The sequence below is a fragment of the Amycolatopsis sp. cmx-11-51 genome (assembly GCF_047608665.1).
Taxonomy (GTDB): domain Bacteria; phylum Actinomycetota; class Actinomycetes; order Mycobacteriales; family Pseudonocardiaceae; genus Amycolatopsis.
Genome location: NZ_JADNQO010000012.1, coordinates 152,014 through 172,827, shown reverse-complemented (window position 1 = coordinate 172,827; position 20,814 = coordinate 152,014). Strand labels below are relative to the sequence as shown.

The 20,814-nt window shown below is 66.9% G+C and carries 20 protein-coding genes and 1 pseudogene; 8 read left to right on the top strand and 13 right to left on the bottom strand.

Annotation, left to right across the window (positions count from 1 at the left end):
• Positions 1–50 precede the first annotated feature (50 nt).
• A complete protein-coding gene (locus ACM6LU_RS30860) occupies positions 51–647 on the top strand; it encodes a TetR/AcrR family transcriptional regulator (RefSeq protein WP_414941329.1) in 597 nt (198 codons plus the stop codon).
• Positions 648–726: 79 nt separating this feature from the next.
• On the opposite strand, the gene ACM6LU_RS30855 is transcribed toward ACM6LU_RS30860, so the two are convergent.
• The gene (locus ACM6LU_RS30855) at positions 727–1,356 is read right to left on the bottom strand and encodes a class I SAM-dependent DNA methyltransferase (protein ID WP_414941328.1); all 630 of its coding nucleotides are present in this window, start codon (positions 1,354–1,356) and stop codon (positions 727–729) included.
• 145 nt (positions 1,357–1,501) lie between these two features.
• Here ACM6LU_RS30855 and ACM6LU_RS30850 point away from each other — a divergent pair, with 145 nt between their 5' ends.
• Complete coding sequence (locus ACM6LU_RS30850) at positions 1,502–1,846, top strand: MmcQ/YjbR family DNA-binding protein (protein WP_414941327.1); 345 nt, start codon at positions 1,502–1,504, stop codon at positions 1,844–1,846.
• A 529-nt stretch (positions 1,847–2,375) separates the two neighbouring features.
• Here the strand turns inward: ACM6LU_RS30850 and ACM6LU_RS30845 are convergent.
• Positions 2,376–3,548: an epoxide hydrolase family protein gene (locus ACM6LU_RS30845; protein WP_414941326.1), complete on the bottom strand. Its 1,173-nt coding sequence runs from the start codon at positions 3,546–3,548 to the stop codon at positions 2,376–2,378.
• A gap of 82 nt (positions 3,549–3,630) precedes the next feature.
• Here ACM6LU_RS30845 and ACM6LU_RS30840 point away from each other — a divergent pair, with 82 nt between their 5' ends.
• On the top strand, positions 3,631–4,209 hold the full coding sequence (locus tag ACM6LU_RS30840) for a CGNR zinc finger domain-containing protein (protein WP_414941325.1): 579 nt from the start codon (positions 3,631–3,633) through the stop codon (positions 4,207–4,209).
• Between the two features lie 5 nt (positions 4,210–4,214).
• Here ACM6LU_RS30840 and ACM6LU_RS30835 read toward each other — a convergent pair.
• Positions 4,215–4,463 (bottom strand): annotated as a pseudogene (locus tag ACM6LU_RS30835) (HNH endonuclease); the annotation flags it as partial.
• A 329-nt stretch (positions 4,464–4,792) separates the two neighbouring features.
• A complete protein-coding gene (locus tag ACM6LU_RS30830) occupies positions 4,793–6,412 on the bottom strand; it encodes an ABC-F family ATP-binding cassette domain-containing protein (RefSeq protein WP_414941324.1) in 1,620 nt (539 codons plus the stop codon).
• 571 nt (positions 6,413–6,983) lie between these two features.
• On the opposite strand from ACM6LU_RS30830, the gene ACM6LU_RS30825 reads away from it, so the two are divergent.
• The gene (locus ACM6LU_RS30825; protein ID WP_414941323.1) at positions 6,984–7,331 is read left to right on the top strand and encodes a hypothetical protein; all 348 of its coding nucleotides are present in this window, start codon (positions 6,984–6,986) and stop codon (positions 7,329–7,331) included.
• A gap of 79 nt (positions 7,332–7,410) precedes the next feature.
• On the opposite strand, the gene ACM6LU_RS30820 is transcribed toward ACM6LU_RS30825, so the two are convergent.
• The 4 genes from ACM6LU_RS30820 to ACM6LU_RS30805 are packed head-to-tail and all read right to left on the bottom strand — an operon-like array spanning position 7,411 to position 11,920.
• Complete coding sequence (locus tag ACM6LU_RS30820) at positions 7,411–8,814, bottom strand: GH1 family beta-glucosidase (RefSeq protein WP_414941322.1); 1,404 nt, start codon at positions 8,812–8,814, stop codon at positions 7,411–7,413.
• Positions 8,815–8,816: 2 nt separating this feature from the next.
• Positions 8,817–9,632: a carbohydrate ABC transporter permease gene (locus ACM6LU_RS30815; RefSeq protein WP_414941321.1), complete on the bottom strand. Its 816-nt coding sequence runs from the start codon at positions 9,630–9,632 to the stop codon at positions 8,817–8,819.
• Positions 9,629–10,615: a carbohydrate ABC transporter permease gene (locus ACM6LU_RS30810; RefSeq protein ID WP_414941320.1), complete on the bottom strand. Its 987-nt coding sequence runs from the start codon at positions 10,613–10,615 to the stop codon at positions 9,629–9,631. The genes ACM6LU_RS30815 and ACM6LU_RS30810 overlap by 4 nt, the downstream gene beginning before the upstream one ends.
• Before the next feature lie 3 nt (positions 10,616–10,618).
• Positions 10,619–11,920: an ABC transporter substrate-binding protein gene (locus ACM6LU_RS30805; RefSeq protein ID WP_414941319.1), complete on the bottom strand. Its 1,302-nt coding sequence runs from the start codon at positions 11,918–11,920 to the stop codon at positions 10,619–10,621.
• Positions 11,921–12,096: 176 nt separating this feature from the next.
• Here ACM6LU_RS30805 and ACM6LU_RS30800 point away from each other — a divergent pair, with 176 nt between their 5' ends.
• The 3 genes from ACM6LU_RS30800 to ACM6LU_RS30790 all read left to right on the top strand — a co-directional run bounded on the left by ACM6LU_RS30800 (position 12,097) and on the right by ACM6LU_RS30790 (position 14,626).
• Complete coding sequence (locus ACM6LU_RS30800) at positions 12,097–13,143, top strand: LacI family DNA-binding transcriptional regulator (protein ID WP_414941318.1); 1,047 nt, start codon at positions 12,097–12,099, stop codon at positions 13,141–13,143.
• Positions 13,144–13,250: 107 nt separating this feature from the next.
• Positions 13,251–13,655, top strand: coding sequence for a hypothetical protein (locus ACM6LU_RS30795; protein WP_414941317.1), 405 nt, complete (start codon positions 13,251–13,253; stop codon positions 13,653–13,655).
• A 26-nt stretch (positions 13,656–13,681) separates the two neighbouring features.
• Entirely contained in the window at positions 13,682–14,626 is a 945-nt protein-coding gene (locus ACM6LU_RS30790; RefSeq protein WP_414941316.1) for a VOC family protein, read from the top strand.
• On the opposite strand, the gene ACM6LU_RS30785 is transcribed toward ACM6LU_RS30790, so the two are convergent.
• Positions 14,613–15,155 carry a hypothetical protein gene (locus ACM6LU_RS30785; RefSeq protein WP_414941315.1) on the bottom strand — a complete coding sequence of 181 codons (543 nt, stop codon included), beginning with the start codon at positions 15,153–15,155 and terminating at the stop codon, positions 14,613–14,615. The genes ACM6LU_RS30790 and ACM6LU_RS30785 overlap by 14 nt on opposite strands.
• 114 nt (positions 15,156–15,269) lie before the next feature.
• Here ACM6LU_RS30785 and ACM6LU_RS30780 point away from each other — a divergent pair, with 114 nt between their 5' ends.
• On the top strand, positions 15,270–16,682 hold the full coding sequence (locus ACM6LU_RS30780; RefSeq protein WP_414941314.1) for an MFS transporter: 1,413 nt from the start codon (positions 15,270–15,272) through the stop codon (positions 16,680–16,682).
• On the opposite strand, the gene ACM6LU_RS30775 is transcribed toward ACM6LU_RS30780, so the two are convergent.
• Genes ACM6LU_RS30775 through hpaE form a run of 4 tightly spaced genes read right to left on the bottom strand, consistent with a single transcriptional unit; the run spans position 16,630 to position 20,813 of the window.
• On the bottom strand, positions 16,630–17,403 hold the full coding sequence (locus ACM6LU_RS30775; RefSeq protein ID WP_414941313.1) for an HpcH/HpaI aldolase family protein: 774 nt from the start codon (positions 17,401–17,403) through the stop codon (positions 16,630–16,632). The genes ACM6LU_RS30780 and ACM6LU_RS30775 overlap by 53 nt on opposite strands.
• Entirely contained in the window at positions 17,388–18,173 is a 786-nt protein-coding gene (gene hpaH / locus ACM6LU_RS30770) for a 2-oxo-hept-4-ene-1,7-dioate hydratase (RefSeq protein WP_414941312.1), read from the bottom strand. The genes ACM6LU_RS30775 and hpaH overlap by 16 nt, the downstream gene beginning before the upstream one ends.
• Before the next feature lie 9 nt (positions 18,174–18,182).
• Positions 18,183–19,277 (bottom strand): 3,4-dihydroxyphenylacetate 2,3-dioxygenase, encoded by a 1,095-nt coding sequence (hpaD, locus tag ACM6LU_RS30765; protein WP_414941311.1) that lies wholly within the window; start codon positions 19,275–19,277, stop codon positions 18,183–18,185.
• A 30-nt stretch (positions 19,278–19,307) separates the two neighbouring features.
• Complete coding sequence (hpaE, locus tag ACM6LU_RS30760) at positions 19,308–20,813, bottom strand: 5-carboxymethyl-2-hydroxymuconate semialdehyde dehydrogenase (RefSeq protein WP_414941310.1); 1,506 nt, start codon at positions 20,811–20,813, stop codon at positions 19,308–19,310.
• Position 20,814 lies beyond the last annotated feature (1 nt).

Genomic DNA, 20,814 nt, shown 5'->3' with positions numbered 1-20,814 from the left:
AGCGAGCGTGGCGTGTTACTGAACCCGTGTCAAGTAAGTACGATGCTCGAATGGCGCCGAGTACCTCCGGAAGGCCCCGCAGCAGGCTGAGCACCGCCGAGCGGCGGGAACAGCTGCTGCGGATCGGTGCCAGCCTGTTCGCGGAACGGCCGTACGACGACGTGTGGATCGAGCAGGTCGCGGACATCGCCGAGGTGTCCCGAGGGCTGCTCTACCACTATTTCCCGACGAAACGGGATTTCGTCACCGAGGTCATCAAGGCCGAGGGTGAACGCCTGCTCGACATGACCAGGACCGATCCCACGCTGCCGGTCGCGGAGCAGTTGATGGCGGGGCTCGACGCATATCTCCGCTATGTCGAAGCCAACGAGGACGGCTACCGGGCACTGCACGCGGGTACCGCCATCGCGGTCGACGACGTCCGGGAGGTCCTTGACCACAACTTCGCCGAACAGGGCCGCCGGATCCTGGAGGTCCTGTGCCCGGACGGCGAGCCGCCGGAGACGGTGCGAGTGATCGTCCGGGGCTGGCTGGCGTTCGTCGTCGCGGTCTGCCTCGACTGGCTCAAGTACCGCGGGCTGACCCGGGACCAGACCCGCGATCTGTGCGCGAAGGCGCTGCTCGACCTCGTCGACGTGCCAACATGATCTCGGCGCGTTCGATTGGTCCTTCCTCGGGGTCGGGGCGTTCCTGCGCGCTGATGACCGGTATTGACGCCACGCCATGTCAGTTAGGGCGGTGAGCCATGATCAGCAGGTGTTCCTCCGGTGGCGTCCCAGGCTCCTCCGCGGTGAAGATCTCGGAGTGTGTCCCGGTGACTTCGAGCCCGGCCGCTTCGACCCGCCGGATGAGGTCGTCCGGCGCGAAACTGGTTTCGTGGAAGGTGTGGCCGAAGAACTCCACCGGCACGTCCTCGACGTCCCGAGGAACGGTGACCAGCGCGAGAAGACCGCCAGGCACCAGCCAGCGCGTGATGTCGGCGAGTACGGCTTCGGTGTCCTCGCGCGGCATCTGCAGGAACGGGAAGAACGCGCAGACCGCCTCCCAGGACTCCGGCGGCGAGGCCCATTCACGCACATCGACGTGAACGAAGGTCGCGGCGGGGACCTGCTCACGCGCGAGGTCGATCATCACCGGTGACACGTCGAGCCCGGTCACCCGATGTCCGGCGGCCGCCAGATCCCTGGCGACCGGCTTGCCGGTTCCGCTGCCGATGTCGAGCACCCTCGACGACGGCGGCAGTGATTCCAGCAGGTGCCGCACCGCCTTGTCGACTACCGGTGCCCGGCCGAAGACGTCCTCGTAGGCGGAACCGATGGTGTCGAACAACTCCGCCGCTGTGGCCGGTCGGTCCATTTCGCAGCTCCCCGGGTCGAGTGGACTCAGGGAAAATTTACCGCCTCGGCCCCGTCGGCTTTTCGTCCACTCAGGACAGGTGGCGGGCTTCGGTTCTTGTCGGCCGGTTCGCCTACACTGTGGCCGCCGAGCCTGGGGGTTTCAAATGAGTGTGCCGAACGACGAGTTCCACCGAATGCTGGGGGCGCTCGCGGACGTCGAGCGTTCCGACGCGAAAGAGTGGGAGTCGTACAGCGTCCGAGGCAAGCGGTTCGGGTACTACTGGCCCCGGACCCAGACCGTCGGCCTGAAGCAGACGCTGTCCGAGCAGGAGGCGCTCGTGGCCGAACGGCCCGAGGTCTTCGAAGTGCAGTTCACCGCCGGTGGCTTCGGCTGGGTGGTCGTTCACCTCGATGGTATCGAGCCCGACGAGCTGACCGAACTGGTCTACGAGGCGTGGCGGCTGTCGGCTCCGGACGAACTCGTCGCGCAGGTTCCGCCCCCCTGCTGAGCGTTACTGCGATCGTGTGTTGACGTGCGTCACTTGGTGTTCGGGAACATGCGGCGGATGTGTGCGTTGTAGAGAGTGTCGGTACGGATGGTGCCCCCGGGCCTCAACCTCCGCCTTCATGGAATACCGGTTCGGCCGGAGCCATGTCGTGCCACTCGCCGAGAGGCGGCCCACCGTACCGGCTTTATCTCCCGCTTCCGCTCGCAGGTAACCCCCAGGCCTTCGCTGAGCGGGGGCGGGTCTTTCGTTGTCGATGGTGAATGGCTAATAGGGCGATGTAGGTCACTTGGTTGTCCGCTTGGTGTTCGGGAACATTTGGCGGGCGTGTGCGTTGTAGAGAGTGTCGGTACGGATGGTGCCCCCGGGCCTCAACCTCCGCCTTCATGGAATACCGGTTCGGCCGGAGCCATGTCGTGCCACTCGCCGAGAGGCGGCCCACCGTACCGGCCACCAAACTCCCGCTTCCGCTCGCAGGAACCCCCAGCCTTCGCTGAGCGGAAGCGGGACCTTACTCGGGTCGACAGCGCATTCACCGATTAGTGGCCAGTACTGCCGCGAGGCCCTCTTGCAGATCTTTGACGAAATACTCGGGAACCTCGAGCGACGGGAAATGTCCCCCTTTTTCGGGCGACCTCCATCGGACGATCTGTCGGTACCGCTCCTTTGCCAAGGCGCGCGGACATTTCTCGATGTCGCGAGGATACATAGTGATCGCCGACGGGACGTCGACCCGAAGTTCGGGATCGAGCGAGTTGTGGCTTTCGTGGTAAATGCGGGCCGACGACGCGCCGGTCCGCGTCAGCCAATACAGGGTGACGTCGTCGAGAACGCGGTCTCTGGAAATCGTCTCGAACGGGCTGTCTGCGGTGTCCGACCACTCGGCGAATTTGTCGAGGATCCAGGCGAGCAGCCCGACCGGTGAGTCGACGAGCGAGTAGCCGATGGTCTGCGGCCGGGTCGCCTGCTGCTTCGCGTACGCCGCGCGGTGGCGCCAGAAGTCGCGGGTTTCCTCGGTCCACTCGCGCTCGGCCGTTGTCAGCCCGTCCGTCGTCAATCCGGGTGGTGCCTCCGCGAACGTGGTGTGGATGCCGAGGACGTGCTCCGGGAACCTACCGCCGAGAACCGTGGTGATGTTGCCTCCCCAGTCGCCGCCGTGGGCTGCGAACTTGCCGTAGCCGAGCCTTCCCATCAGTTCCACCCATGCGGCCGCGATCTTTTCGGTTCCCCACCCGGTGGTGGTCGGCTTGTCGCTGTAACCGAAGCCCGGTAACGACGGGACCACGACGTGGAACGCCGGCGCGCCCGCGTCTTTCGGATCCGCCAGCTGGTCCACTACGTCGATGAACTCGGCGATGCTGCCCGGCCACCCGTGCGTCAAGACCAGAGGAGTGGCGTCCGCGCGCGCGGATCGGCGGTGCAGGAAGTGGATTCCCAGACCGTCGATGGTCGTACGGAACTGGCCGATCCGGTCAAGGCGGGTTTCGAACGACCGCCAGTCGTACCCGGTGCGCCAGTAGTTCACGACGTCGACGAGGTCGGCGAGAGGAACGCCTTGTTCCCACCGGCGAGGGTCGGGCGCGGCGCGATAGACCGTCTCGGCCTCCGGTAGCCGCGCCGCGGCCAGTCGCGCGCGCAGATCGTCGAGGTCAGCGTCAGTCGCGTGGGCTTCGAATGCTTGTACGTCGCTGGCTGGGCGGGGCATGAGACCTCCAGGTCATCGCGGAACCGGCTAAGACGGTTCTATCAGGTTCCCCTGTCAACGGGCAACCGGCTAAGGTGGTTCCATGCCCGCTGAGTTCCCTGACTTCCGCCTCGGCAACGTGCTGGCGACCAGCTTCACGGCGACTTTGACGGAGCGTCAGGGCGATGCTGTGGAGCGCATTCCCGTGCCGCACCGACTCGTCGACTGGCTGGTGGTGAACGGCCTCGCCGTGGACTCCTGTACCAGTGCCCAGCTCGACCTCGCTCGGGAACTGAGGGAGTCGATTCACACCGCCGCGACAGCGGCCGCGATCCAAGACGCTCTCCCCGCGTCCGCTGTTCGAGTCATCAATGCCCGCAGCTCTCAGGGTCGGGCCGCGGCTATCCTGATGCCCGACGGCAAGCGGCGATGGCGGCTCAGCTCGGCTTCCTGTGTGGAAGATGCCCTCAGCGTGATCGCCGCCGACGCGATCAGCATCATCGCGGGCGAACGAGACGGAAAATTGGCCTTGTGCGCATCGTCGACCTGCCAAGCCGCCTTCTTCGACACCAGCCAAAGTCGCACCCGCAAATGGTGTGACATGAACACGTGCGGGAATCGTCAGAAGAAAGCGCGCTTTACTGCCAACCAGCGTAAAAACCTTAGATCAGCGGAGTGGTAGCCGTCGATCGCGCGATGCACATACGGCCGTGCCTCGCCGGCAGATAACCCGGCGATATCGGCGAACCACGAAACAGTGGTTCCATACCCGTACAAGTCTTTCGCGCCACGAGACTCGATCTCCGCCAGATACTGCCCCAACTCGGCGGACACCACCCTCATGACCTGCAGGAACTGCCGCACGCCGTGGGCAAGCTCCAGCTTGCCGGCGCGCCACAACTCCTGCGGCAACTCGGGAAGGATTGTCTCGGACACTCCTCCATGATACCGCAATTCTATCGAACAGATGTTCGTAGTTTTGCGTTACCGCGAAACGGAACATTCACCACTGAAGGGCGACGTGTGCGAGGGTGGTGACTACGGATGGGAGGGGGCGTCGGACACGTACCGACAATCATCGGCCATGTGTCGGCAATACCACTGAACCGGTTATCGGCGTGGTCGTAAGTGGCGATTCGGCGGTGACGATGAAGGAATCGAGACACTGAACGTCCCGATTCCTTCATCGTCGCGAGTTTGCACAGGAGGAACGGAAACACGAATCGCCACCCCGCACTGAGCGCGGGCCGGCGGAGGCCGCCGGGTCAAGACTCCACGAGCACCCCATCGGCCAGCCGCACTCGCCGGTCCACCTTGATCTCCGTCAGGAACCGCTCCTCGTGGCTCACGACCACGAAAGCCCCCCGATACGCCCCGAGCGCACTCTCCAACTGTCCGACGCTGACCAGGTCGAGATTGTTGGTCGGCTCGTCCAGCAGGAGCAACTGAGGTGCGGGCTCGGCGAACAGGACGCAGGCCAGGGTGGCCCGCAGCCGTTCGCCTCCGGAGAGAACGCCGACGGGAAGCTGGCTGCGCACGCCGCGGAACAGGAATCGGGCGAGCAGGGTCATCCGTTGTGACTCGGGAAGGCTTGGGGCGAACGCCGCGAAGTTCTCGGCGATGGTCCGGTCCAGGTCCAGCAGATCGAGCCGTTGCGAGAGGTACGCGATCCGGCCCTCGACCCGGTTGAGCACGCCGCTGGAAGGTGACAGATCTCCGTTGAGCACGCGCAGGAGCGTCGACTTGCCGGTGCCGTTGCCGCCGGTCAGCGCGATCCGCTCGGGGCCTCGGATCGTCAAGTCGACCCCGTCGCCAGCGAAGACGTTCCGCTCGCCGTAGCGAACTTGGATGTGCTCGCCGTGGAACACCGTGCGTCCGGCCGGGACGGTGGTGCCCGGCAGGATCAGCGCGATCTTCTGGTCGTCGCGAAGGGTGCGTTCGGCTTCGTCGAGGCGGTTCTTCGCATCGTTGACGCGCGCGGCGTGCGTCTCGTTCGCCTTGCCCGCGGATTCCTGGGCGTTGCGTTTCATGGTTCCGGCGAAGATCTTGGGCAGGCCGGCGTTGCCGAGGGTGCGGGCAGCGTTGCCCGCCCGCCGCGCGGCCCGCTCGCGCGCCTGCTGCATCTCCCGCTTCTCGCGTTTGACCTCCTGCTCGGCACTGCGGACGTTGCGCTCGGCGACTTCTTGCCCGGCCTTGACGGCCGCTTCGTACTGGGTGAAGTTCCCACCGTGATGCCGGAGATCGCCGCGGTCGAGTTCGGCGATCCGGTCCATCCGGTCGAGCAGTTCCCGGTCGTGACTTACCAGCAACAGGCAACCGGGCCAGTCTGCCAACACGCCGTAGAGCTTGCGGCGGGCGTCGAGGTCGAGGTTGTTGGTCGGTTCGTCCAGCAGCAGGATGTCGGGCCGCTTCAGCAATTGCGCGGCCAGGCCGAGGGAGACGATCTGCCCGCCACTCAACGTGCGCAGGCTTCGGTCCAGCGATATGCCGTCCAGGCCGAGCCTGTCGAGCTGGGCGCGGGTGCGTTCTTCGATGTCCCAGTCGGTGCCGATGGTGGTGAAGTGCTCGTCGCTCGCGTCGCCGGACTCGATGGCCCTCAGAGCCGCGAGCTGTGGCGCGATGCCCAGCACCTCGGCCACGTCCAGATCGGCGGTGAGCGGCAGCGACTGCGGCAGGTAACCGAGGACTCCCTGAGTGGAGACGGTCCCGGAGAGCGGCTTCAGCTCACCGGCGATCAGTTTGAGCAGCGTGCTTTTGCCCGCCCCGTTGGGCGCGACGAGGCCAGTGCGGCCACCGGGCAAGGTGAAGGACAGGGCGTCGAAAACCGGGGTGTCGTCCGGCCAGGTGAAGGACAGGGCGGACACGACGACGAAGGCGTCTGACATGGAAATGACCTCGTGAAAGACAGCGGGCGCGTTGCAGCAGCACCGCGGTGGACGTGGCTGTGAGGGAACGACGAAACGGCCACATCGGCGTCAGCGCCGGTGGCCTGGCAACTCCGGCTCACCCGGAGATGTCGTCGTCACCTGCCACGTCTGGTCTCCATGCTCGTTGATCAGCTGCCTTCCACCATAACAAGACCCGCCGAAGTTTGCCGTACTCAGGTGCGAGTCGCCCGAGTTCGCATCGGAACGTACTGCGAACGGTTTAACTCCTCTTCGTTGAACCGCAATGGTTTCCGATGAGCGCATATCATTTGAGGGCGCGGGGGTGACTTCTGATGTTTCTTCATGGTGCCGGGCGCTGGATCCCGAAGACGAGTCGTGACCGTGGTAGCCGCACTGGGGACATTCACCGTGGTCGCACCACCGGCGCGCGCCGCTGAAATCACCGTCTTCTTGTGATCCGGCCGCGCTGCCCTCCACCGAGGGAAAGCTCACTGTCAGAGGAAATCTCGCCACCATCACCCGCGCGGAGGGTGCGCCCCGGTTCCGGATCATCTCCACTTGGGGCAATTTGACACTCGACGAAGTCACGATCACCGGCGGTCACACTCGTGACGGTGCCGGTACCAACGCCGATGGCGAGAGGAACTGGGGCCCGTTGGGCATCATCGACAGCGTCATCGTCGGCAACACCACCGGCTCGACGGTTCCTGGTAGCGCCGCGACCGCCACCACCGGTGCCGGTCGCGGCGGTGGCGGTGGTCTCGCCTCCTCCAGTTCCGGGCGGGTGGGGCTGATGATCGCCGGCAGCTCGATCACCGGCAACGCCACCTGCGCCGGTGGCAACGCCACCTGCGCCGGTGGCCGCGACATCTACACGCTCAGTGACACGTCACGCTGGCGAACGGGTCCGTGGTGAGTGGTAACGCCCCGACAACTGATCTTCCGTCGCCGACGTATCCGGCTGCGTCAACGACTTCCACGCCGTAAGATCGTCGTCAGCTCAGCCCGTTCAGGCTGATCGCCCGGGCGTACCAGAGCGCGCTCCGCTTCGGCGTCCGTCGCTGGGTCGCGTAGTCGACGTGCACGAGACCGAACCGCTTGGCGTACCCCTCGGCCCACTCGAAGTTGTCGAAGAGTGACCAGTAGAAGTACCCGCGCAGGTCGACACCCGCCTCGATCGCCTCGTACGCGGCACGTAGATGCGAGTCGAGGAAGGCGATCCGGTCGGTGTCCGCGATATCCCCGCCGATCATGGCGTCCGGATAGGACGCGCCGTTTTCCGTGATGTACAGCGGGATCGGCCGATACTCGCGATGGACTCGCACCAGGCACTCGGTGAGCCGCGACGGCTGCACCTCCCAGCCGGAGTCGGTGCGCGGGGCCGTCTCGTCGGGTACGAAGTGGACGTCGGGGACGCCGAGCCAGTCGGGCCCCGCCGGTTCGCTGCCGGGCCGCGGGGTACCGGCGACCTGGTAACCGCGGTAGTAGTTGATGCCAAGCCAGTCGACCGGGGCGGCGATCGTGGCGAGGTCGCCGTCCCGGACGAGTTCTTCGAAACCGAGCGGAGCCAGGTCGGCCACGAGATCGGCGGGGTAGGAGCCGCGCAGTACCGGGTCGAGGAAGAGCCGGTTCTGCAGCCCGTCGATCCGGCGCGTCGCCTCGGCGTCCACAGTGGACGAAGGATCGGCGGCGGTGACCGGGTACAGGTTCAGGGTCACGCCGGAGGACGCCGCCGGGGCGTGCCGCCGCAGGACGTCCATCGCGAGCCCGTGCCCCAGCAGGAGATGGTGCGCGGCCGCGGTGGCGGCGCGGGGTTCCCGGCGGCCGGGAGCGTGGATCCCGCCCGCGTATCCCAGCATCGCGGCACACCACGGCTCGTTCAGGGTCGACCAGTTCATCACCCGGTCGCCGAGTCGCGCCACGATAGTTTCGGCGTATTCGGCGAACCGGAACGCCGTGTCGCGCGAAGCCCAGCCGCCTTCGTCTTCCAGCGACTGGGGGAGATCCCAGTGATACAGCGTCGCCCAGGGCTGGATTCCGGCTTCGAGGAGCTTGTCGACGAGCCGGTCGTAGAACGCGAGTCCTCGCGGATTCGGCGCGCCGCCGCCGGGCCGGATCCGCGGCCACGACAGGGAGAACCGGTACGCGCCGAGCCCCAGCCGTCGCATCAGGTCGACGTCTTCGGCATAGCGCCGGTAGTGATCGGCGCCCGGTTCGCCGGTGTCGCCGCCGACGACGGCGCCGGGACGGCGGGCGAAGACGTCCCAGATCGAGTCGGTCCGGCCGTCGGCCGCGGTGGCCCCTTCGACCTGGAAGGCCGCGGTGGCGGCGCCCCACACGAATCCGGGCGGGAACAGCAGCGCGGTCTTCGCCCGGACACTGTCGGGTTGAGCGGACATGGTCACCCTTTCACGGCACCTTGCATGATCCCGGCCACGATCTGGCGGCCGAGGAGGAGGAAGACGATGAGGATCGGGATGGTGGCCAGTGTCGTTCCGGCCAGCACCAGCGAGTAGTCGACGTAGTAGCCGCTTTGCAGCTTCTCCAGTGCCAGCTGGACGGTGGGATTACCGGCATCCAGCACGACGAGCGGCCAGAGGAAGTCGTTCCACGACGTCATGAACGTGAACATCGCGAGGATCGCCGCCGCCGGGCGGACCGCGGGCAGGCAGACGTTCCAGAAGATCCGGATCATGCTGCAGCCGTCGACCCTCGCCGCCTCGATCAGTTCGTACGGCACCGCGTCCACCGTGTACTGACGCATCCAGAACACGCCGAACGCGGTCACCAGGTTGGGCACGATCACCGACTGCAGCCCGCCCGCCCAGCCGAACTCCGACATCGCCATGAACAACGGGATGATGCCGAGCTGGGTCGGAACGGCGAGGGTGATGACGATGAACACGAACAGCCCGTTCCGGCCGCGGAACCGCAGTTTGGCGAACGCGAACCCGGCCAGCGCCGAGAACAGCACGGTGGTGAGGGTGACCGTGCCCGACACGATCAGGCTGTTCGCGAGCGCCTTCCAGAACGGCACCGTGTCGAACACCCTGGCCGCGTTGGCGAAGAAGTTCCCGCCGGGCAGGAAGGGCGGAACCCGCTCGGTGAGCATCCCGCTGTCCCGGCTCGCCACCAGGAACGACCAATAAAACGGGAAGAGCGAGCCCAGTACGAAGATCGTGAGCACGAGGTAGGTGGACCGGCGTGGCTTGGTCATTTCTTCACCGCCGGGGTCCGCGCGAGCCTGCCGGTGAGGAAGAAGTTCACCAGCGCGATCAGCACGATGATCAGGAACAGCACCCACGCGATGGCCGACGCGTAGCCGAGTTCGTAGTTCTCGAAGGCCGTTTGGTACAGGTACAGCGTCACGGTCTGGAACTGGTTGGACGAGCCGCCGTTGTTCGACCCGGGCATGGCGTCGAACAGCTTGGGTTCGGTGAAGATCTGCAGCCCGCCGATCGTCGAGGTGATCGTGACGAAGATCAGCGTCGGCTTCAGCAGCGGCAGCGTGATGCTGAAGAACCGGCGTGCCGCGCCCGCGCCGTCGATGAGGGCTGCCTCGTGCAGTTCCTTCGGGATGGCCTGCATGGCCGCCAGCACGATCAGCGCGTTGTACCCGGTCCAGCGCCAGTTCACCATGATCGCGATCGCGACATGGCTGCTGAACCGGCTCGCCTGCCAGTCGACCGGATCCAGCCCGATGGTCTGCAACAGGCCGTTGACCAGGCCGTACTTCGGTCCGAACAGGTTCGCGAAGATGATCCCCAGCGCCACCAGGCTGGCGGCGTAGGGGAGCAGCACGCCGACGCGCCATCCGGTAGCCTCGCGCAGCCGGGCGCTGAGCAGCGCCGCCAGGAGTACCGCGATGATCAGCTGGGGAACGCTGGAGAGCAGGAAGATGCTGACGGTGTTCTCGAGCGCGTTCCAGAACTGCGTGTCGGCGAACAGCTCCTCGAAGTTGTCGAGCCCGATGAAGTCCGGAGCGTCGTCGCCGGCCTCCCAGCTGAACAGCGACACGTACGCCGTGTAGAGCAGCGGGAACAACCCGACGATCCCGAACACGAGGAAGAACGGGGCGATGTAGAGGTACGGCGAGACCTTGACGTCCCACCGGCTCAGCCGATGCCGGAGGGTGGGCCGGGGCGACGTGCGCACCCCGGCCTCGCTCCCTTCCGGCGCGATCTTGTCGACGACGGTCATGGGTCAGCGCGTGATCTTCTTCGCGGTGTCCAGCAGTTGCGTCCAGCCCTCGTCCGCCGACTTGCCCTGCTCGACGGCCTGCAGCGCCGGGCTCGACGCGTTCTCCTGGATCTGGCCGTCACCCGGGCCCTTGTACTGCGGTTTGGCGACCTTCTTCGCCTGTTCGGCGAACAACCGGCCGATTTCGGCGCCGCCGAAGTAGGCGTCGGTCTCGCCCAGCAGCGCCGGGTCCTCCAGCGCCTTGACCTGGCTGGGGAAGGTGCCCTTCGCCTGGAACGCCTTGATCTGCTGTTCGGGCGCGGTCAGCCAGGCGGCCAGTTCGGCGGCCTCCTTCGGGTGCTTCGACTGCGTGGGCACGGTCAGGTACGAACCACCCCAGTTGCCGCCACCGCCGGGGAACGCGGCGGTGACCGCCCACTTGCCTGCGTTCTCCCGGCCGGAGTGCTCCTCGATCACGCCGAGCATCCACGCGGGGCACACCTTCGTGGCGAACGCGCCCTGCTTGAACCCGGAGTTCCACTCGTTGCTGAACGCGGTGAGTTTGGCCGACTGTCCTTTCGCGACAGCGCCGGTGACCTTGGTCCAGGCGTCCTTGATGCCCTGGTTGGATTCCAGGGCCAGCTTGTCGTCACCGCCGATGTAGCCGGCGGGGAGCTGGTTGACCATGGCGTTGAAGTTCTGCGCCGCGGAGTCGAACCAGGCCTTGCCGCCGCTCTTGGAGACGTACTGGTCGCCCGCCGCGAAGTAGCTGTCCCAGGTCGCGAACAGCGGTTTGACCCCTTCGGGATCCGTCGGCAGGCCCGCCGCCTCCAGCAGGTCCTTGCGGTAGCACATGGCCAGCGGTCCGATGTCCGTTCCGTAGCCGATGACCTTGCCGTCCTTGGTCTTCGCCGCGTCGTACTTCCAGCCGAGCCACCGGCCGGGGGAGGCGTCCGCGGGGCCGATCTTGGGCAGGTCGTTGAACTTCGAGCCCTTGTCGAGGACGTTCGACAGGTGCCCCTCTTCGACCGCGGTGACGTCGGCGAGGCCCGACCCAGCCGCCAGCTTCGTGATCAGGTCCTGGTGGTAAGGCCCGCCCTGGCCGGTCTTGCGGTGGGTGATCTTGATGTTCGGGTGCAGCCGCTCGTACTCGGGAATCAGCTCCTCGTAGCCGAACTCGGTGAACGTCGCGAGTGTCAGGTCGACCTTCGCGTTCGGGTCCGGCGCCGCAGGCGTCCCGCCGCCGTCACCTCCGCACGCTGCCACGCCGAACGCCGTCATCGTGATACCCAGTGCCAGCACCAGGCCGTTCCGGATGCTTTTCACGTGTCTAGTCCCTTGCCGATGGGAAGAAAATGGGAGCGCTCCCAGGATGCGCCGAGTTTGTCGCCAAGGTACGGCTGTGTCAAGGGCTCGTACTGAGAGCGTTTCCATCAGGGGAGCGCTCTCAGTGTGCCCGGCAGCCGGACACTAAGCTGGTGGCGTCCGGACGGTGCTGAAGGGTGAAGGTGACGCGGGTGGGGCCTCGACCAGGGGATGACGGCCGGCCGACACTGGAAGACGTCGCTGCTTCCGCCGGGGTGAGCCGGTCGACGGCGTCCAGGGCGCTGAACGACGATGGCTACGTCAGCGCGCGTTCCCGCGAGAAGGTACAGGCCGCGGCTCGCGAGCTAGGTTACTCCCCGAATCAGGCGGCCCGGTCGCTGGTGACCAGGCGGACCGGCGCGGTCGCGGTCGTCCTGTCGGAGCCGGAGGCTCGACTGCTCGACGACCCGTACCGCACCGCCGTCATGCGAGCGGGCTATCGCGAACTGGCCGACATCGGCTGCCAGATGGTCTTGATCTTCAGCGACACCCGCGAGGACCTCGACCGCACGGTGCGGTTCCTGGACGGCGGGCACGTCGACGGCGTGCTGGTGTTCGCCCCGCACCGGACCGACCCGCTACCGAAGGCGTTGCGGCAACTCCGGATGCCGGTGGTGTACGGCGGGCAGGCTGCCGGGCTCAAACGCGGCGTCCATGTCGTCGACTTCGACAACGAGGGCGGCGCGAAGCTGGCTGTCGCGCATCTGATCGAGGCGGGGCACCGCCGGATCGCCACGATCGCCGGACCGCAGGATCAGAGCGCGGCCATCGACCGGCTTTCCGGGTGGCGCAAGACCCTGCTCGACGCCGGACTCGACCCGGCGGACCTGGTTGAGGAAGGTGACTTCACGCTCACCGGCGGGGCGAAGGCGATGTCGAACCTGCTCGCGCGGCGCCCCGACCTCGACGCCGTCTTCGTGGCCAGCGACATGATGGCCCTTGGCGCACTCCGGACCCTGCACGCCGCCGGACGCCGGATCCCCGCCGACGTCGCGGTCGTCAGCTTCGACGACAACGCGACCCTCGCGCCGGAGATGGATCCGCCGCTGACCTCGGTGCATCAGGACCCGCGGGAGCAGGTCCACGCGATGGTGGAGACCCTGCTCGCCTTGATGGACGATCAAGAACTCAAGCCACGCCAACGGATCTTGCCGGTCTCCCTCACCCGGCGCGCTTCGAGCTGAATTCGATCCGGTACTCGGCCGCTGTCCGGGTGATGTCGGGCTGAGCCCGGTCTCTTCGCTTTCGTAGTCGCTAGTCTTGATCTTCGACTGCGAGGGAGACTGAATTCATGGCGGAATGGGCCGATCTGGTCGCGTTCGTACGACAAGGATATCGGGTAATAAAGGACGAACCGGACGAAATTCGCATTCGGTTGTCCTATGGCGACGATGATTACGAAGAGCGGGCCCAGACCGTGGTCATCGCGCGGGAGATCTTCGACCGCCGCGAGGACTGGGTGCAGATCGCGACGCCGTTCGCGCGCATCGACGAGGTCGACCTGGCGACCGTGCTGACCGAGATCGGCAGCACGATCGTCGTCGGAGGACTGGTGGTGATGGGCGAACACCTGGTGCTGCGCCATTCCCTGCCGCTGGTGAACCTCGACATCAACGAGTTCACCGATCCGCTCGAACTCGTCGCGGGCTCGGCGGAGCTTCTGGAGCAGCAGTTCACCGGACGCGACGACTACTGAGCCTCGACGCCTTTAGGCTGGCCGGCATGGGAAGCGACATCGCACGTCTGCACCATGTCGGCCACGTCGTCGGCGACCTGCCGTCCGCGCTGGAGCGCTACCGGCGACTGGGATTCGTGGTGGCGCCACCCAGTTATCCGGCCATGGCCCGCGGGGAAGACGGCGAACCGGAACCGTTCGGCGCGGCGAACACGCACGCCGACTTCGCGGACGGGTTTCTCGAACTCGCGACGCCGGTACGCGAGGGCGATGCCCTGCCGCCTGACGCGAACGTCTTCGCGCTGACGGCTCCGCCCGAAGGGCTGCCACTCCTCGTCGAGCGGATCGCCACGACGAGCGCGAACCTGGCGGCCTGCCTGGATCGCTTCGAGGGCCTCCACATCCTGATGTTCTCGTCCCCCGACATCGACGCCGTCGCGACGCGGCTGACCGCGTCCGAAGTCGGGCACGGAGGTGTGAACACGGTACGGCGCCCGGTCGAGACCGAGGCGGGCACCGTGGCCGAAACGGTCCGGTACCTGGAGATCGATGGCGTCGGGATGCGCCATGGTTCGGTGGAGGAAGGCCGGGTCGGCGTGGTCGCGGACCTCGACGGCGAGATACAGGGTGCCCGGTCTTCGGAGCATCCCAACGGGGCGATCGCCCTGGTAGAGGCTGTGCTGTGCGTTGCCGACGACGAACTCACGACGGTCGTGGCGCGCTACGAGCGCTATTTCGGCCTGCTGGTCCGTTCGGATGGGCCCGCGTGGGCCTTCGACCTCGAGGCCGGGCGGCTGACCCTGGTTCCGGCCTCCCGGTTGGAAGAGTTGCTGCCGGCCATGGTCGCCTGCGCCGTCGGCGTCCGTGACGTCTTCGCCACTGAGGAGTTCTTACGAGGGAAGGGGTTCTCACTTGGCAGGACCGCTGACGGCGCACCGTTCGTTCCGTCGGCCGAGGCACTTGGCGCGGCTATCGTGTTCAGGAGCGTCTAGCGAGGACCTCCTCGAAGGAGGTCACGCGTTCGCAATCCTCTTCGGTGAGCTTGTCGATCGCCGCCCGGTATGCCTGCGCCTGTGCAGTGCTGGGCAGCTTGCCTTCGAGCAGGTCGGGAAGTCCGAGTTCGAAGCCGCAGCGGGCCCGCGTTCCGTAGCGGTGCCGGGTGCGGGCGACAGCGGTGGCGACCCGAAGCCCGTGCTCGGTGCCCGGCGGTGTCGCGTGCCTGTCGATCTCGCTGGCCGCGAACCGGAAACCGTTCGCGTGGTCGCATTTCCCGCAGCCGGTGGGACCCGCACCGAGTTCGTCGCCGCATACGGCGCACCGCAACCGGCTCAGTGCGGCGTCGACCACCCGCCAGGCGAACGCGGACGTGTCGGCGACGACCATTTCGGCGAGGTCGATCTCCTCCTTCGTACCGGAGGTGGCACCGTATTCCGCGAGGAACTGCCGCCAGCGATCCTCGATGCTCACTTCGATGGCCGCCAGGGCCTCGGCGGGGCGGCCACCGCGTGGAAGAGCGGTCATGAGCTGGACCCTAAACCGCGTCCGTTCCGATCGCGATCGCTATTTCGCCCGGTGAACGTATATCGCGCCGACCCCTTTACGACGACCGGGTTCCGTGGCCCTATCGTGATCGGTGTGCTTCTTCCGTCGCGGTGGGGCGGGCTGGCGGCCCTGCTCGCGGGATTTTTCGTACTCCTGCTGGATACGACCATCGTCGCCGTCGCGAGCCCCAGCATCCAAGCCGATCTGGGCGGGGACGTCGCCGGTCTGTTCTGGGTGACAGCGGGCTATCTGCTGGCGTTCTCGGTTCCCTTGCTAGTCGCGGGCCGGCTCGGCGACCTTTTCGATCCGAAGCGCGTCTACCTCTTCGGCATGGGAGGCTTCGCCGTCACCTCCGCGCTGTGCGGGCTCGCGCCTTCGATCGGATGGCTCATCGCCTTCAGAGTCCTGCAAGGCTTGGTGGCCGCCGCGATGTCCCCACAACCGCTCACGTTGATCCGACGGCTGTTCGCCGACGACGAACGTGGCCGTGCCTTCGGCATCTGGGGTTCGGTCGCGGCCGCCGCCACGTTGCTCGGGCCCATCCTGGGCGGCCTGCTGACCGCGAGCCTGGATTGGCGCTGGATCTTCTGGGTCAACGTGCCGCTCTGCCTGGTCGCCGCCGTGATGGGGATCCGCCTGATCCCGGGCAGTAAGGGAGGCGTCGCGCGGTTCGACCTCCTCGGTGCCGCGTTGAGCACGGTGGGGCTGAGCCTTCTGGTGTGGGCCTTGCTGTCCTGGAACACTCTTTCGCTGCCGGCGACCGCCATCGCCGTCGCACTGCTCGTTTGTTTCTATTTACGAGAACGCGGCGAAGGACCGGACGCGCTCGCGCCACTGCATCTCTATCGCTCATCCGGATACTTGTCGGCGAGCCTCGCGATGGCGTCCCTCGGCGCGACGGTCCTCGCGATGGCACTGCCCACCATGCTCTACATCCAAGAAGTGCGCGGCTTCGGACCGATCGAAGCGGCGATGGTCCTGGCACCGGACGCCGTCGTGGCGATCCTGTTGTCGCCGCCGTGCGGCCGGTGGGTCGACAGGGTGGGAGGGCGCCGGCCGGCGATCCTCGGCATGAGCCTGCTCGCGGTGAGCTTGCTGCAGATAGGTCTCGTGGTCGTGCTGGAACTGAATCCTTGGTGGATCACGGCAGGGGCGGTGCTTCTGGGGGCAGCCAACGCGATGGCCTGGTCACCGCTGTCCGCCATCGCGATGGCGTCCGTGGACCCGGGCGCAGCGGGTGGTGCCTCGGGCTTGTTCACCACGGTGAGGCAGGTGGGCGCGGTGGCGGGCGTGGCGGTGACCGGCGCGGTTCTGGCGGGTTTCGGCTTCAGTCCTACGTTGGCTTTCGGCGTGGTTTTCGGGTTCATCGGTCTTGTCGCCGTCGGTGGTGTCGTCGCCGCTTTTCGGCTTCCGGGGAGTTCGAGGGTGGTTGAGCCGGTGGATTCCGCCGACCTCAAACCGAATGCCGCCGCGCCAGCGCCTCCGAACCCTGGGCCAGCAAGGTGACATCCGCGCCGACCAGCACGAACGAAGCACCTGCGTCGAGATAACGCTGCGCCTGCGCGGGGTCGAAAGCGTTGACCCCCACCGGTTTCCCCTGTGCCCGGACGGCCTCGAACGTGCCGAGGACGGCCGCGGTGACGTCGGCGTGCGTTTGCTGTCCGAGCAGGCCCATCGAGGCGGCCAGATCGGATGGCCCGACGAACACACCGTCGACGCCGTCGACAGCGGCGATCTCGCCGGCGGCCGCGACACCCGCTGTCGACTCGATCTGGACGAACAGCGATGTGTACTCGTCGGCCTTCGTGAGGTAGCCCTCGACCCGGTTCCAGCGCGCGGACCGGGAGAGGGCGCTGCCGACACCGCGCACGCCTCGCGGCGGATAGCGGACGGCGCGCACGACATCCGCTGCCTCCTCAGCGCTGTCGACCATCGGCACCAGCAGGTTCTGCGCCCCGAGGTCGAGCAGACGCTTCAGCGCGACCGCATCGCCGGACGGGGCACGGACCACCGGCGTGATCGGATACGCGGCGATCGTCTGCAGCAACGATTGCACCGTCTCCAGCCCGGCGGGGGAGTGCTCGGTGTCGACGAGTAGCCAGTCGAGCCCGGAGCCCGCGCAGATCTCCGTGACGACAGGGCTTCCCGACGTGACCCACATGCCGATCTGCGGCCGCGTGGCTTCGGCCAGCCGCTCCCGGAACGTGGGCTCTAGACGAAGCGGCATGTGATCGCCCCCAGGTCCCGGTAGTCGGCGGTCACGGTGTCGCCGGGGTGCACCCACATCGGCCGGGTGAACGATCCGGCCAGCACGATGTCGCCCGGATCGAGTCTGTCGCCGTGCTGCGCGAGTTTGTTCGCGAGCCAGGCGACACCGTTCGCGGGATGGTTCAACACCGCGGCGGCGACGCCGGATTCCTCGATGGTCTCGTTGCGGTACAACAGCGCCGAGACCCAGCGGAGGTCGACGGCGTCCACGGCGACCGGGTTGCCGCCGTAGACCATCCCACCCATGGCCGCGTTGTCGCTGATCGTGTCCACGATGGTCCGACCCGCCATCTCGATGCGCGAGGACAGGATCTCCAGCGCGGGCACGACGTACTCGGTCGCCCGCAGCACGTCGAACACAGTGGCGTCCGGGCCGGTGAGCGAGTCGCGGAGCACGAAGGCCAGCTCGACCTCGATGCGCACGTTCGAGAATTGGCTGTGCTCGATCACGGAGCCGTTCTCGAACACCATGTCCGCGAAGATGGCGCCGTAGTCGGGTTCGGTGATCCCGGTGGCGGCTTGCATGACCTTCGAGGTGAGCCCGATCTTACGGCCGACCGGACGACGCCCCGCCGCGATGCCCCGGCGCCGCCATTCGTTCTGTACGGCGTAGGAGTCCTCGACGGTCATGCCCGGGTAGCGCGCCGTCAGCAACGGGATCGTCTCACGGGCTTCCTCCGCGGCCGCCAGTTCGTCGGCGATCGCGCTGATTGTTTCCTGTTCGAGCATGTTCCCGCCTCAGAGCTGGTTGCCGAGTTTGTACTCGCCCTGTTTCCACGCCGGCAGTTCGCCTTCGTCCTCGCCCTTGCGGGTGTAGGAGAAGCCGTCGGCGCCGATCGTGACTTCCAGTTCGCTTTCGTCGGTCCTCGCGACCACCGGCTGCGGCTTGCCGTCGAGGTCGAGCACCAGCGACGCGTCGGTGTACCAGGACGGGACCACCGGCGTGCCCCACCAGTCGCGGCGCTGGTTGTCGTGCACGTCCCAGGTGACGACCGGGTTGTCCGGGTCACCGGTGTAGTAGTCCTGCGTGTAGATCTCGACACGGTGCCCGTCCGGGTCACGCAGGTAGAGGTAGAACGCGTTCGAGACGCCATGCCTGCCGGGGCCGCGTTCGATGTGGTCCGACATCCGCAGCGAGCCGAGTTTGTCGCAGATGGACAGGATGTTGTGCTTCTCGTGTGTGGCGAACGCGACGTGGTGCATGCGCGGCCCGTCGCCGCCGGTCATCGCGGTGTCGTGCACGGTCGGCTTGCGGCGCATCCACGCCGCGTAGGTGATGCCCTGGTCGTCCTGGATGTCCTCGGTGACACGGAAGTTGAGGTCTTCCATGTGCTTCACCGCACGCGGCACGTCCGGGGTGACCTGGTTGAAGTGGTCGAGGCGGACCAGCGCGCCCGGGATGTGCAGGTCGTAGCGCCAGCCGAGGCGCTCGACGTGCTGGACGTCGTGGAAGAACTCGATCGGGAAGCCGAGTGGATCCTGTACGCGCACCGAGTCGCCGATGCCCTTGGTGTAGCCGTCCTCGCGGCGTTCGACCCGGCAGCCCAGCTCCGTGTAGAACGCGACGGCCTTGTCCAGATCCTCCGGTGACCGGACCCGGTAGGAGAACGCCGCGACCGCGGCGACCGGGCCCTGGCGCAGCACGAGGTTGTGGTGGATGAACTCGTCGATCGTGCGGAGGCTGACCGTGGTCTCGTCCTCTTCGGTCACCGTCAGGCCGAGGACGTCGGCGTAGAACGCGCGCGACCGTGCCAGATCGGTGACGACGAGTTCCATGTACGCACAGCGCAGGACGTCCGGCGGTGGCGCGGTTGGCGTGGGGATGGAGGTCATTGCGGCATCCTTCGTGGACGGGGGAACGGGTCAGCGCTTGCCGAAGGCGGGGTTGTGCACCTCGCCGAGATTGATGTGCACCGCCTGCTGGTCGGTGTAGAAGTCGATCGAGCGGTAGCCACCCTCGTGCCCCAGCCCGGACGCCTTCACCCCGCCGAAGGGCGTGCGCAGATCCCGGACGTTGTTCGAGTTGAGCCACACCATCCCGGCCTCGACGGCCTGTGCGAAGTTGTGCGCCCGCTTGAGGTCGTTGGTCCAGACGTACGCGGCGAGCCCGTACTTCGTGTTGTTCGCCAGCGCGAGCGCTTCTTGTTCACTGTCGAACGGCGTGATCGCGACGACCGGGCCGAAGATCTCCTCCTGGAAGATCCGGGCGTCCGGTTTGACGTCGGCGAACACCGTCGGCGCCACGTAGTTCCCGGTCGGGAAGCCGTCCGGGCGGCCGCCGCCGGCGACGAGCCTGCCTTCGGTCTTGCCGATCTCGATGTACTTCATGACCTTTTCGTAGTGCTCGGGGTGCACGAGCGCGCCGACCTCGGTCGCCGGGTCGCTCGGGTCGCCCACGACCACGCGCTTGGCCTGCGCGGCGTAGCGCTCGACGAACTCGTCGTAGATCGCGCGTTCGACCAGGATCCGGCTGCCCGCGGTGCAGCGTTCGCCGTTGAGCGAGAACACGCCGAAGATCGTCGCGTCGATCGCGGTTTCCAGGTCGGCGTCGGCGAAGACGATGGCGGGTGATTTGCCGCCCAGTTCCATCGACAGCCCTTTGAGGAACGGCGCCGCGTTCCCGAAGATCAGGCTGCCGGTGCCGCTCTCGCCGGTGAACGAGATCAGCGGGACGTCGGGGTGCTTCACCAGCGCGTCACCCGCGTCCTCACCGAAGCCGTTGACGAGGTTGAACACACCCGGCGGCAGCCCGGCCTCTTCGAAGATCTCCGCCCACAGCGACGCCGAAAGCGGGGTGAACTCGGCGGGCTTGAGCACGACGGTGTTTCCGGTCGCCAGTGCCGGGGCGAGTTTCCACGACTCCAGCATGAACGGCGTGTTCCACGGCGTGATCAGCCCGGCGACGCCGATCGGCTTGCGGTTGACGTAGTTGACCTGGCGGCCGGGCACCTTGTAGGTGTCGTCGGCCTGCGCGACGATCAGATCGGCGAAGAACCGGAAGTTCTCCGCGGCCCGGCGGGCCTGGCCCAGCGCCTGCGAGATCGGCAGGCCAGAGTCGAAACTCTCCAGCGCCGCCAGGCGCTTGTCCCGCGACTCGACGAGATCGGCGACGCGGTTCAGCACCCGGGACCGCTCGCGCGGCAGCAGCGTCGGCCACGGTCCCTCGGTGAACGCCTTCCGCGCGGCGGCGACGGCGCGGTCGATGTCGGCCTTCTTGCCGGCGGCCGCCCGCACGTAGACCTCGTTGGTCACCGGGTCGATCACGTCGAAGACGGCGCCGTCGGCCGAATCGACGTGCTCGCCGCCGATGTAGTGCCGGATCCGCTCCGGGACACCGTCCGGGATGGGCCGGGGAGTCGTGGTGGTCAAG

Excerpts from the sequence above, each read along its gene's own strand:
- ACM6LU_RS30860 (WP_414941329.1), top strand. The coding sequence starts at position 51 with ATGGCGCCGAGTACCTCCGGAAGGCCCCGCAGCAGGCTGAGCACCGCC.
- ACM6LU_RS30855 (WP_414941328.1), bottom strand. The coding sequence starts at position 1,356 with ATGGACCGACCGGCCACAGCGGCGGAGTTGTTCGACACCATCGGTTCC.
- ACM6LU_RS30850 (WP_414941327.1), top strand. The coding sequence starts at position 1,502 with ATGAGTGTGCCGAACGACGAGTTCCACCGAATGCTGGGGGCGCTCGCG.
- ACM6LU_RS30845 (WP_414941326.1), bottom strand. The coding sequence starts at position 3,548 with ATGCCCCGCCCAGCCAGCGACGTACAAGCATTCGAAGCCCACGCGACT.
- ACM6LU_RS30840 (WP_414941325.1), top strand. The coding sequence starts at position 3,631 with ATGCCCGCTGAGTTCCCTGACTTCCGCCTCGGCAACGTGCTGGCGACC.
- ACM6LU_RS30830 (WP_414941324.1), bottom strand. The coding sequence starts at position 6,412 with ATGTCAGACGCCTTCGTCGTCGTGTCCGCCCTGTCCTTCACCTGGCCG.
- ACM6LU_RS30820 (WP_414941322.1), bottom strand. The coding sequence starts at position 8,814 with ATGTCCGCTCAACCCGACAGTGTCCGGGCGAAGACCGCGCTGCTGTTC.
- ACM6LU_RS30815 (WP_414941321.1), bottom strand. The coding sequence starts at position 9,632 with ATGACCAAGCCACGCCGGTCCACCTACCTCGTGCTCACGATCTTCGTA.
- ACM6LU_RS30810 (WP_414941320.1), bottom strand. The coding sequence starts at position 10,615 with ATGACCGTCGTCGACAAGATCGCGCCGGAAGGGAGCGAGGCCGGGGTG.
- ACM6LU_RS30795 (WP_414941317.1), top strand. The coding sequence starts at position 13,251 with ATGGCGGAATGGGCCGATCTGGTCGCGTTCGTACGACAAGGATATCGG.
- ACM6LU_RS30790 (WP_414941316.1), top strand. The coding sequence starts at position 13,682 with ATGGGAAGCGACATCGCACGTCTGCACCATGTCGGCCACGTCGTCGGC.
- ACM6LU_RS30785 (WP_414941315.1), bottom strand. The coding sequence starts at position 15,155 with ATGACCGCTCTTCCACGCGGTGGCCGCCCCGCCGAGGCCCTGGCGGCC.
- ACM6LU_RS30775 (WP_414941313.1), bottom strand. The coding sequence starts at position 17,403 with ATGCCGCTTCGTCTAGAGCCCACGTTCCGGGAGCGGCTGGCCGAAGCC.
- hpaH (WP_414941312.1), bottom strand. The coding sequence starts at position 18,173 with ATGCTCGAACAGGAAACAATCAGCGCGATCGCCGACGAACTGGCGGCC.
- hpaD (WP_414941311.1), bottom strand. The coding sequence starts at position 19,277 with ATGACCTCCATCCCCACGCCAACCGCGCCACCGCCGGACGTCCTGCGC.